General features: G+C 51.1%; 10 protein-coding genes. 4 read left to right on the forward strand and 6 right to left on the reverse strand.

All coding sequences use genetic code 11. The annotated features are described in order from the left end of the window. Nucleotides 1-68 precede the first annotated feature (68 nt). From H8730_RS13270 to H8730_RS13290, 5 genes are all read right to left on the reverse strand, one after another. Complete coding sequence (locus H8730_RS13270; RefSeq protein ID WP_177719861.1) at nucleotides 69-509, reverse strand: hypothetical protein; 441 nt, start codon at nucleotides 507-509, stop codon at nucleotides 69-71. Nucleotides 510-563: 54 nt separating this feature from the next. Next, nucleotides 564-1,889, reverse strand: coding sequence for a replication-associated recombination protein A (locus H8730_RS13275; protein ID WP_177719860.1), 1,326 nt, complete (start codon nucleotides 1,887-1,889; stop codon nucleotides 564-566). 17 nt (nucleotides 1,890-1,906) lie between these two features. Further along, a complete protein-coding gene (locus tag H8730_RS13280; protein WP_177719859.1) occupies nucleotides 1,907-3,532 on the reverse strand; it encodes a putative manganese-dependent inorganic diphosphatase in 1,626 nt (541 codons plus the stop codon). Between the two features lie 195 nt (nucleotides 3,533-3,727). Then, nucleotides 3,728-4,039 (reverse strand): hypothetical protein, encoded by a 312-nt coding sequence (locus tag H8730_RS13285; protein WP_249289929.1) that lies wholly within the window; start codon nucleotides 4,037-4,039, stop codon nucleotides 3,728-3,730. A 174-nt stretch (nucleotides 4,040-4,213) separates the two neighbouring features. Next, nucleotides 4,214-4,381, reverse strand: coding sequence for a hypothetical protein (locus H8730_RS13290; RefSeq protein ID WP_249289930.1), 168 nt, complete (start codon nucleotides 4,379-4,381; stop codon nucleotides 4,214-4,216). A gap of 318 nt (nucleotides 4,382-4,699) precedes the next feature. On the opposite strand from H8730_RS13290, the gene lysA reads away from it, so the two are divergent. The 4 genes from lysA to H8730_RS13310 all read left to right on the forward strand — a co-directional run bounded on the left by lysA (nucleotide 4,700) and on the right by H8730_RS13310 (nucleotide 10,635). Further along, nucleotides 4,700-5,950 carry a diaminopimelate decarboxylase gene (gene lysA / locus H8730_RS13295; RefSeq protein ID WP_177719640.1) on the forward strand — a complete coding sequence of 417 codons (1,251 nt, stop codon included), beginning with the start codon at nucleotides 4,700-4,702 and terminating at the stop codon, nucleotides 5,948-5,950. A gap of 36 nt (nucleotides 5,951-5,986) precedes the next feature. After that, nucleotides 5,987-6,973 carry a diaminopimelate dehydrogenase gene (locus tag H8730_RS13300; RefSeq protein ID WP_177719639.1) on the forward strand — a complete coding sequence of 329 codons (987 nt, stop codon included), beginning with the start codon at nucleotides 5,987-5,989 and terminating at the stop codon, nucleotides 6,971-6,973. A 163-nt stretch (nucleotides 6,974-7,136) separates the two neighbouring features. Next, the gene (locus H8730_RS13305; protein WP_177715515.1) at nucleotides 7,137-9,365 is read left to right on the forward strand and encodes a glycoside hydrolase family 31 protein; all 2,229 of its coding nucleotides are present in this window, start codon (nucleotides 7,137-7,139) and stop codon (nucleotides 9,363-9,365) included. 199 nt (nucleotides 9,366-9,564) lie between these two features. Next, entirely contained in the window at nucleotides 9,565-10,635 is a 1,071-nt protein-coding gene (locus H8730_RS13310) for a winged helix-turn-helix domain-containing protein (protein WP_177715517.1), read from the forward strand. An 82-nt stretch (nucleotides 10,636-10,717) separates the two neighbouring features. Here the strand turns inward: H8730_RS13310 and H8730_RS13315 are convergent, their stop codons facing one another. After that, nucleotides 10,718-12,022: an ABC transporter ATP-binding protein gene (locus H8730_RS13315; protein WP_249289931.1), complete on the reverse strand. Its 1,305-nt coding sequence runs from the start codon at nucleotides 12,020-12,022 to the stop codon at nucleotides 10,718-10,720. Nucleotides 12,023-12,141: the final 119 nt, after the last annotated feature.

The raw sequence follows: 12,141 nt of genomic DNA on the forward strand, positions 1-12,141 counted from the left end.
TTGGCCCAGGACGGCTCATATCTCCTTCCTTACTTCTATGATATCCTCTCAACTTTCGAAAGTCAATCCTATAATTTTGAACAGTTTGTAACAACTTCCTGACTGACCCTAGAGCGCCGCCTTCTTCGACACTCTATGATTTCCTCCAGCAACATGACAGCCAGCAAATCCTTGACCGTACCTGCATGACAGGCCGCTGGCGCCTCCCCCAAAGCGCCATCCCGCATGATCTGATCCATCAGCCCCCGCACTTGAGCTTGAAAACGTTCCTCATCCAAAATCTCATCATATATGAAGCTTCCCTCATAATCTAGCCTTTGTATTGCCGACTGGACATACGGCTGCAATACGTGGCAGATTGGGGGGCGCAGCTTGTGTAGCAACAGCCGGTCCGCCGCGTCTTTATCGGTGTAACTCGAGGCCTTCGGCTGTTTTCCTCTCTTTAGTTTCTTTCGGCTGGTAAATAAAATCCCATAGCAATCACAGTTAGTATAAGGATATTGGATCATGACCACACCTCCGTAGCTCGCTTTCACTAGTATATGCTGAGACTCCGGCAAAGGTTACTGCCCTGATGCCTTTTTTACATCCTCCATGTATTTTCGAATCGCCCGCTCGTTTTTATTTTCGCCAGGCTCATAATACACTGTGCCTAACAGCGCATCAGGCATATACTGCTGCTCCACATAGTGATACGGATAGTCGTGAGGATAGCGGTAGCCTTCCCCGTGTCCTAACTTCGCAGCGCCCTTGTAGTGCGCGTCCCGCAGATGCGCCGGCAGTGATCCTAACTCTTTCGTCCGCACATCCTCCACGGCTTTCATAATCGCGGAGCTGGACGAATTGGATTTCGGCGCCGTCGCCAAAACGACGACGGCCTGCGACAATATGATGCTGGCCTCCGGCAACCCGACCTGAACCGCCGAGTCTACACAGCTTTTCACTATGGTGATCCCCTGCGGGTAGGCTAGCCCAATGTCTTCACAGGCAATTACCAATAGGCGCCGGCAGATGGATTTTAGATCTCCCCCCTCCAACAATCTTGCCAGATAGTGCAGTGAAGCGTCTGGGTCGCTACCGCGGATTGCTTTCTGAAAACAGCTGAGTAGATCGTAGTGTGCATCCCCATCTTTGTCATACTGGTACGCCTTCTTCTGAATGCACTGCTGCGCCACGTCTAAATCGATGACGATGCGGCCTTCCGCATCTGGTTCCGTTGTAAGGAGGCCTAGCTCTAGGGCGTTGAGCGCAGTCCTCGCGTCTCCGTCCGCAGTTCTTGCCAGAAACTCTGCCGCCTCCTCCGTCAAGGCGCCATTGAGGTATCCCATCCCCTTTTCTCTATCCGTCACCGCGCGTTCTAGAATCTGCATGATATGGTCCGGCGTCAATGGCTTTAACTGGAAAATCCGGGATCGGGATAGAAGCGCGTTATTTACTTCAAAATAAGGATTCTCCGTCGTCGCTCCAATTAGAATCACAACCCCCTCCTCCACAGCTGGGAGCAGGGCATCCTGCTGTGCTTTATTGAAGCGATGAATCTCATCGATAAACAAAATCGTTCTGGTTCCTGTCATGCCCATATCTGTCTTGGCCTGCTCAATGACCGCCTCAATATCTTTTTTCCCTGCCGTGACCGCGTTCATCTGTTGAAACCGGGCATGGGTGGTCCCTGCGATGATCCGCGCTAGGGTTGTCTTCCCCGTGCCCGGAGGGCCATAGAAGATAACGGAACCTAGCTTATCGGCTTTGATTGCGCGATACAGCAGGGTTCCCTTCCCCACGATTTCCTCCTGCCCAACAAAATCTTCCAGCGTCTCTGGGCGCATGCGGTATGCGAGGGGGCTCTCATTTTTGTGTATTGCGTTTCGGTTGTATTCAAAAAGATCCATTTTGTCTCTCCCGCGCTCTATATCCGCGCCGCGTTCATCAATACGGGAATGATTTGTTTCTTGCGGGAATAGACATCTGGCAAAAATACGCCATCCGCCTCCTTCTCCATATGGAAGGCCCGCCTTGCCACCTGTTTCTCCGGCCCCGCCGCCAAAATATAAGATCCCTGCCGGATAATATCCGTGATCATGAGGACCATCAGGTCCAACCCCTGATCCAAACACATTTTCTCCATCGTATCCAACAACTCCCCATTCAGAGAAGACAGCCGGCTGGAATCTGCGGTGTTGATCTGCGATACACACATTTGCAGCCGATTCGTGTGAAATCGTTTCATGTCACGCCGCAAGATCTTTTCCGGCGTTTCATTTTCCAACGAGGTGCCCGCAACAATGAGATCCATTCCATACGTATTCAGATTCACCGCTGCCAGGTCCGCCAGCCACCTGGCCATATCCTCATCTTTTTTTGTGCAGGTAGGGGAATTGAACAGAAGTGTGTCCGACAGAATTCCAGAAAGCAGGAGACCTGCGATCTCCCGTGAAGGCTTCAGTCCGTGCTCCTGGTACATCCCCGCCACCAGCGTGCAGGTGGAGCCCAGCGGCTCCGCCCGGAAATATAAGGGTGCCATGGTCTGCACGTTCGCCACCCGGTGGTGATCAATAATCTCCAAAATCTCTGCCTCTTCGATTCCTTCCGCGGTCTGTGTTTTCTCGTTGTGATCCACCAGGATCACCTGCCGGCGATTGACCTGCATGAGATTGCTTTTGGAGATGGCGCCCATCACAACCCCGCCCCGGTCTACTACAGGAAAGATTCTTGCCGGCGATGCCAGGATGGTGTCCGTCACATCTTCCAGCGCATCCTCCATCTGAAACATCTCAATCTCATCCTCATCTAGCACCATGGTCTCAATTGGAATGCAGAGCGCCATGCTTTTTGCCACCTTGAACATGGACGCATGGGTTGCGTAGATCACCGCCGGGTAATCCTGGGGGACTCGGGGATGAATCTCCTGAAAGCTGCACCAGATTACCGCGCCGCCCTTCCATTTTTTCCACTTATCTTTACATTCTCGCTGGAAGCTTCCGATGAGAATGTCATTGGGCCGCACCGAAATCTCTTCGTCCCAGTCTGATTCCGTATAGATATCCCCCGCAATCTGCTCCATATTTTTTTCTAGGGTTAAGAACTCCCCGTCGATGGCTTTCATAATATTTCCAATGGGAGTGTTGGTTATCTTCAAAAGGGATTTTCCTGTCAGACCGAGGTACACGGGAGTCACATCGCTGATGCTGATCATGCCCTCGATCTTGTTGTCGTCATCCACAACAGGGGCCACATGCCCGCGCTGCCGGCTTAAAACACTCATCGCTGTCTTCAAAATATCTGTCTTTCGCAGAGATTGAGTGGAATATATGTTTAAATCTTCAACTAATGGCTTTAGGCTTCCCAACAGAGGCGGAGCCTCCACTCCAAAATACTCCAGTGCGTAGCGCGTCTCTTTATTGATGTCGCCCAGCCGCGCCGCTTCCACGTCGCTTTGACCCAACAGGGCTTTCAGCCTTGCATAGCTTATAGCAGAACAGATGGAATCCGTATCTGGATTTCGATGTCCAAACACGTAGATCGGTTTTTTCATGTGTCCCTCCACTCTGGCGCGCCAGCGCCCTTCAACTTGATTTTATTCTGTCTTCTTTCTCAATGACTTTTGCTTTCAATCATTATACCATGGCCTCCGGCCATGATATAGCTCCGCGAGGTTGCACACGTCCGCGCAGCGGTTTGTTCGCTTCGCTCACTGCGCGGCCGGCGCGTATAATCGCTTTTGCGATTATTATACCATGATTTTTAACCTCAGTGCAACTATGGATATGGCGCAAAAGGGAAATCTCACCCTCTTTTCCCTGCCTCTTTGCCCTCTCTCTCCTTTTTTGCACGCCGGCCTCTCTTGCTCTCTTCCTGCCGGCGGGCATTTCCCACCCTCCTGTCCCCATTTCTTTGCCTTCTGTTCCCTTTTTTGCACGCCGGCCTCTCTTGCTCCCTTCCTACCGGCGGGCATTTCCCACCCTCCTGTCCCCATTTCTTTGCCTTCTGTTCCCTTTTTTGCACGCCGGGCCTCTCTCTTGTTCTTCCTACCGGCGTGCATTTCTCACCCTCCTGTCCCCACTTCTTTGCCTTCTCTTACCTTTTTGCACGCCGGGCCTCTCTCTTGCTCTTCCTACCGGCGTGCATTTCCCACTCTCCTGTCCCCATTTCTTTGCCTTCTCTTACCTTTTTGCACGCCGGCCTCTCTTGCTCTCTTCCTGCCGGCGGGCATTTCTCACTCTCCTGTCCCCATTTCTTTGCTTTCTCTCTCCTTTTTTGCACGCCGGCCTCTCTTGCTCTCTTCCTGCCGGCGGGCATTTCCCACTCTCCTGTCCCCATTTCTTTGCTTTCTCTCTCCTTTTTGCACGCCGGCCTCTCTTGCTCTCTTCCTACCGGCGTGCATTTCCCACTCTCCTGTCCCCATTTCTTTGCCTTCTCTTACCTTTTTGCACGCCGGCCTCTCTTGCTCCCTTCCTACCGGCGGGCATTTCTCACTCTCCTGTCCCCATTTCTTTGCCCTCTCTATCCTTTTTTGCACGCCGGCCTCTCTCTTGGCGAGATTTTTTGATCTGATTCCCAATCACTTTAGGAGCCACCGGCAACAATCTGCCGAACTTAAATTTTTCTTTATTTTTTTATCCTAAAAATTGACTTTTTATCACAGGCGCCCTATAATAAAAAGAAGATTTTACTATTGCATTTTACCCTAAGGAGGAAGTCAATGTCCCATTTATGGAGCCCCGTTACAGGAAAGAACCGCTTTTTTGACGCTGCCGAGCCGTTTGAACTGATCTCGGAGTTTGGCAGTCCTTTATACGTATATAACGAGTCCATCTTCCGCGCCAGATGCCGGGAGATGCGGAATTTGGTCTCCTATCCCCGTTTTTTCGTCAATTACTCCGTTAAGGCAAACTCCAATCTGACCCTGCTCCGCATTGCGCGGGAGGAAGGTCTTTTGGCTGACGCTATGTCGCCCGGCGAAATCTTTGTCGAAGAGGCCGCCGGCTACACATCCGATGAAATCCTGTATATCAGCAATAATGTTTCAGAAGCTGAGATGCGCTATGCCATTGATCGGGGCATCATGGTCAGTGTGGACTCTCTGTCCCAGCTGGAGATGTTTGGCCGGCTCTGCCCTGGCGGGAAAGTCTGTGTGCGCGTCAATACCGGTGTGGGCGCCGGTCATCACGCCAAGGTTATCACCGGAGGGAAAAAGACAAAATTTGCAGTAGACCCATCCCTCTTTGACGATATGCGCGAAATTCTGCGCTCTCACCGTCTCTCTCTGGCCGGTCTGAATCAACACATTGGCTCGCTCTTTATGGAGCCTGGCAAATATTTGGAGGGGGTATCGGCGCTCCTGGCTCTAGCCCATACGTTTGAAGATCTAGAATTCATTGATTTTGGTGGCGGATTCGGAATTCCCTATGAAAAGGCGGCAGGCCAGCCCCGACTGGATTTGGCTGACCTCGGCTCCAAGCTTGACGCCATCCTCCATGACTTTGCTAGGACATACGGCAAATCCATCGCCTTCAAGGTTGAGCCTGGCCGCTATATTGCTGCGGAAAGCTGCGTGCTCCTGGGCACTGTCCACGCCGTCAAGGAAAATTACGGGCACCGCTATGTGGGCACGGATGTGGGATTTAATGTTCTCGCCCGCCCCATGATCTATGATTCCCACCACGATATAGAACTCTACCGCGCTTCTGATACTCCGTTCAGCGATTTATATCCTGTGACGGTTGTGGGAAATATCTGTGAAAGCGGCGATATTCTGGCAAAGGATCGGGTGCTTCCCCAGGCCCAGGAAGGTGATATAATCGGAATTCTGGACGCGGGCGCCTACGGGTACTCCATGTCGTCCAACTATAATAACCGCTTGCGCCCGGCAGAGGTTCTCCTTAGGGAGGATGGCACGGTGAAATTGATCCGCCGGCGTGATACTTTGGATGATCTCCTACGAAATTTTTAAACATAAATAGCGATAGCATAGAAAGGAAGTAGAGTTATGAAAATTCAAGTTGGCATCATTGGATATGGCAACATCGGGCGGGGAGTCGAACTCGCCCTGCTGCAAAATGGCGACATGGAGCTGGCCGGTATCTTCACCCGCCGCGACCCTGCCACCATCACTCCCTTGACTCCGGGCGTCAAGGTGTACTCCATTGCGGACGCGGAGCAATTTCAAGGGGCGATCGACGTCATGATTTTGTGTGGAGGGTCCGCTACGGATCTGCCGGAGCAAGGTCCCTACTTTGCCAAAATGTTCAATACGATCGACAGCTTTGACACTCATGCGCGGATTCCGGAGTATTACGCCGCGATGCATGAGGCGGCCCTGGATGCAGAGCATGTGTCCATCATTTCCGTTGGCTGGGACCCGGGCCTTTTCTCTCTAACCCGCGCATATGCCGACGCCATCCTGCCGGAGGGGAAAGTCTACACTTTCTGGGGAAAAGGCGTAAGCCAAGGCCACTCTGACGCCATCCGCCGTGTCCCAGGGGTTAAAAATGCAATTCAGTACACGATTCCCGTTGCGGAAGCGGTGGAAGAAGTCCGCAGCGGAATACAGCCCGACCTGACCACACGTCAGAAGCATTTACGGGAATGCTTTGTCGTAGCGGAGGACGGTGCAGACCTGGCCGCCATTGAATCCGCCATCGTATCGATGCCAAATTATTTCTCTGATTACGATACGACTGTCCACTTCATCAGCGAAGAGGAACTGAAAACCAATCACAGCGCCATGGCCCACGGCGGCTTTGTGATTCGCACGGGAAAAACTGGCCTGGAACAGCAGCATAATCACGTCATAGAGTTTTCCTTAAAGCTGGATTCCAACCCCGAGTTTACAGCGAACGTTCTGGTGGCCTACGCTCGGGCTGCCGTCAGACTCTCAGACAATGGTGACTTTGGCGCCAAGTCTGTACTGGACATTCCTCCCGCACTGCTGAGTCCAAAATCAGGGGAAGCCCTGCGAAAAGAACTGCTGTAACGATCCTTGCTTGTCCTGCAAGAGAGGCTGCCGCAAAATTCTTGTTTTGCGGCAGCTCTTTTTATGAAACGGCTCCTGTTTTCTGTAATCATTCTCGTTGACGCTCCTAGACTTCTATGCTATGATAGGAGCTAATCAATCCATAAAAAGGAGATCAACGACAATGGCAGATATTCGTCTATCCAACGGCCGCTCACTTACTGTTCAGGCGGTTTTGCCCGATGTTTTCCGCGTCCGTTTTTCAGATGCTGAAAGCGACCGGGAATCCATGCTCACCCGATATGGGATTTTAAAAACCGGGGACCATCCCGACGCGGTCTGGCAGGAATCGGATTCCCGCCCCACCCTCTCCTATTGCGGAGCCACTGTGGAATTAGATCCTTCGGAATGCCGGCTGACTGTTGCAAATGAGAAAGTCAAGATCTGTCTTCAGTTCACGCAGCGACTGGCAAAAAATGGCCTAGACCAGGGATTTGCCATTACCCTGGACTTGGATGAAACCGAACGCCTCTTCGGCCTTGGGGATGAAACACGGACGATGGTGATGAAGCGCGGACATAAGGCTGACCTCTGGCAGGCAAATGTCAGCTGTTACGGGCCGATCCCCTATGTGATGAGTTCCCGCGGCTGGGGCCTGCTCGTCAATTGTACATATCGCCACACCTACGATCTGGGAGCGGAGGATCCGTCCAGGCTGCTGGTCGACTCCCCGAAGGGACTTCTGGATTTCTACGTATTTCTAGGCGGGACGCTATCCTCCACCCTGAATCTCTATACGGACATTGCCGGAAAACCATTGCTTTTGCCTAAAGCCGCCTATGGCTTGACTTTTGTTTGCAATGAGGAGGAAGGCGCCCGAGAACTGCTGGAAAACTGCCGCGATTTTCGGCGTGAGGGTATTCCCTGCGATATCATGGGGCTAGAACCGGGCTGGATGGAGACCCACTATGATTTCTCCGTCAACAAAAAATGGGATCCCACTCGGTTCTATATCCCCCATTGGAATCCCGATAATCAGAGTGGCCCCTGGACATTCTTCGCTTCCCTTCGCCGCATGGGTTTTCAGCTCAGCCTGTGGCTGTGCAATGACTATGATCTACTGTGGGAAGAGGAAAAAGAAGAGCAGACGCGCAGCACTCGCGATTTCAGCGGCGCCGCCATCAACGATGCGCATCTATCCCAGGCTATCTATATGGATACGATCACGAAACCCGGCGAGCCTTGGTTTGAACACCTCAAAAAATTTGTGGATAACGGAGCCAGCGCTTTTAAACTCGACGGTGCCAATCAGACTTTGGAGCACCCGGACCGCCTTTGGGCTGGCAAGTATTTTGATGATGAAGTCCACAACGTCTATCCCGTTTTGTACGGCAAGCAGATGAAAGAGGGCTATGCCGCTTACACAGGTAAACGCGCGCTCATATACAGCGCCTGCATGTATGCAGGGACGCAGCGGTATTGCGCCACCTGGGCCGGCGATACCGGCGGCGGCTATGAAACACTGGTCTCCATTTTAAATCTTGGCCTGAGCGGACACAGCAACGCCACCTGCGATATGGAAGCAAATACGGTGGAGGGTATCCACTACGGCTCTCTCCTGCCGTGGACCCAGTTATTGGGCTGGCGCAATTGGCTTCATCCCTGGTTTCTAGGGGACGGGCTGGAAGAGGCGTTCCGCTATTATACACGCCTGCGCTCTTCACTCTTTTGGTATCTCTATTCTGCCGCGTATGAGGCGGCCTTTACCGGTATGCCCATGGCCCGTGCGCTGAGCCTTGCCTACCCGGATCGCCCTGCGTATGATTCTATTATGACGGAATATATGTTGGGCAGAAGTCTCCTCGTCGGAGCCTTTGACTCCACAATCACATTGCCGGATGGCACCTGGACTGATTTTTGGACGGGCGAGGAATGCGATGGAAATACCTCCTTTTCCTACACGCCTCCTGAAAACAGAGGCGGCGCTCTCTTTGTAAAAGCTGGCGCCATCCTCCCCTTACAGGATTGGGCTCCCTGCCTAACGGGGTACCGGCCGAAACAGCTTACCCTTCATCTGTACCCAGGAGATGGGGAATTCCCGCTCTACGAAGATGACGGCGAAACCTACGGATATCAACAGGGAGAATACGCGATCACGTCCCTGCGCCAGTCATGGATGGCCGAAGAAAATGAACTTCTCTTCTCCATCGGAAAGCGGGCGGGCAGCTGGCCCGGTATGCCAGAGGCCTTTTCCTTCCGTATCGCCGTGCACACCAAGACGCCACCAAAATGGGTGCTGCTTGACGGCGAGCCCGTGTCCTGTCACTATGAGGATGCGACTCACACCGCACAGTTTTCCGTCCCCGCAGGGGCATACGCTGATTCCGGCGCTGTGGTGCGGATCGGTTTCTAGCATTCCGCTGCTAAAGGGACATTATTGCAATGAGACCACACAATCGAGTGGAGCGAACTTCGTTTTGCTCCACTCGATTTTTGATTTCCCTGGGCCAAATCTGAGTGTTAACAATTGCCATGATATCGGAAATTATAATTGAATTATTCACCATTATGTGGTAACCTGGATATACATATGTGGATTGGAGTGGTAGCGGATGAAGATAAATGAGTCCCTTGGCGTGATCCATGACGCCTTTTTTTACTGCGTTGCGTATTTTAATCGAAAGACTGTGGTTGAATATCCTTCAGATAATGGTATACCTGAACAGATCTATTTTACCAATTATGACAATCTGAAAACGTCGAAAAATGCCCTGGATCCTCCAGAAATTCTGTATCCTTTATTTTACTATGATGGCAAGAGGAGCAGCGTAATCACCGCTTACTTTGATCAATATATTGATCTGTTTTATAATACAATCGATGACTTTTATTCCATCCTCCTGAATATCTCACAGTTTAAAAAGTTTGTGATGGAGTATTATTTTGGCAGCTATTTTAATGAAAAGGAGCTACAGAAGCTCTGCTTATCGGAGGGCGAAACCGTCGTACGGGCTGTGGGGATTTTGAGTAAAACGGTTGATATTACCCGCTATACATATATGTTTTTCCATTTTCGAGAGCTTGTGAGCGTTGTTGTCGATTTCTTTAAACACATTATTCCCTTAATCGAAAGCTATCACGACAAACAAAAAAATCAAACCCGTGATATCCTCCAAAAATTTATCTCAGGGGACAACGAGCGCCTGGTCAGAAAGTGCCTCATGAAATCCGACGAGGGGGATTCGATCCCCCTTAAAAATCAAACATACTCCGTGTGCTACCTGAATCAACATATCACAAAGACTTCCTCGCAGAATAGAAAGTACATTTTCATTCTCGGTTGCAATTGCCATGCCTACCTTGCCCACCTAATCGATTATCGCCATGTTACCATGTACTCCATTACAAAGACCATAGGGCATCCAGTAAAAATTGAAATCATAAATGAACTCCGCAAGAATGACTTAACGATATCACAGCTTGCCCGCCACTTACAGCTTGCCCGCACCTCGATTTCCCGATACATTCAAGATCTTTTGGACGAATTGGTCATAATAAAGGCTCGCAAGTCTGGGCCGGAAATCTATTATCATTTGAATGTAGCATATTTTCGAAATGCGAGAAAAACAATTACCCGATACTTGGATGAAACCATTCTGGATGCCGATACGGTATTGTCATAGGATTATGGAGGACAGACCGCCTGGATCCTGATCCAACCCCAAAGGTGCTGTCGCACTTGCTTTGCGACAGCACCTTTGTATTTCATGATATCTCTTTAAACTGGGCGCGATACAGCCTGGCGTAGACGCCGCCCTTCGCCAACAGCTCCTCGTGGCTTCCCGTCTCCTCAATCCCATTGGCCGTCATGACGACGATGGAGTCGGCGTTTTTAATTGTAGACAGTCGGTGCGCGATGACGAGACAAGTTCGGCCCTCCGATAGCCGGTCAAGAGCTTTCTGGATTTTAACCTCTGTTTCGTTGTCTAAGGCTGAAGTGGCTTCGTCCAGTATTAAAATCCGCGGATTTTTCAGAAAGACTCGGGCGATAGAGATTCGCTGTTTCTGGCCTCCCGACAGCCGCACCCCTCGCTGTCCAATATCCGTATCATATCCATCCGGCAGCGTCATAATGAATTCATGGATATCGGCCGCCTTGGCCGCCTGAACCATCTCCTCCTCCGACGCCTCCAGCCGTCCATACATAATATTTTCTCGCACCGTCCCTGCAAATAGGAACACATCCTGCTGGACGAGGCCAATGTTCCTCCTCAGGGAGCGCATGGTCACATCTCGGATATCATGTCCATCGATGGTGATACTGCCTCCGTCGATCTCATAGAACCTGGGAATCAGATGGCACAATGTCGTTTTGCCGCCGCCGGAGGGCCCCACCAGCGCCATGGTCTTTCCCTTAGGGATGGCCAGATTGATATGATTTAAAATCTTTGCCTCTCCCTCATTGTACGAAAACGTCACATTTTCAAAGGCGATGTCGCCCTTAACCTTTTTCATCTCAAGGGCCCCAGGTCTATCTTGAATATCGGGATCCGTATCCAAAATCTCAGTAAACCGCTCAAATCCCGTCATCCCCGTCTCAAATTGCTGCGCAAAATTGGACAGCCGGCGCACGGGCTGCATGAAAGACGAGATATACAACATAAACGCCAGGATATCCGGCGCATCCATGCGGCCCTGGACAAAAAAGATGCCTCCGACGATGAGCACCGTAACGTTCAGCACATTGCCCAGGCTATCCAACCCTGTCTGGAAAATTGCCATGTACTTATAGCTTGCCTTCTTGGCGACTCGGAATTCACGGTTGCCCTCCTGGAAACGGCCCTTCTCGTACTCTTCATTGGCAAAGGCCTTCGCCACCCGCACGCCGGACAGGCTGTTCTCGAGCTGTGAATTGATATTGGCCACCCTCTTGCGCACTTCCCGCTGTGTCTGGCGCATCTTGAGCCGCACTCGCATAGCAAAAAATACCATAATCGGGACAAAAATATAGGCGATAATGGCCAGCTGCCAGTTGATATTCACCATGATAAAAAAAGAGCCGATGAACATTGATATGATACCCCTTAAGTAGACAAGGTAAATAACCAAAATCTACTTGGGGGTATTTTATGTATCGGAAATATACATCAGAAGAAAAATTAAATATTGTAGAAGGATATCTGAATGGG

The sequence above is a fragment of the Bianquea renquensis genome, assembly GCF_014384895.1.
Taxonomy (GTDB): Bacteria; Bacillota; Clostridia; order Lachnospirales; family Bianqueaceae; genus Bianquea; species Bianquea renquensis.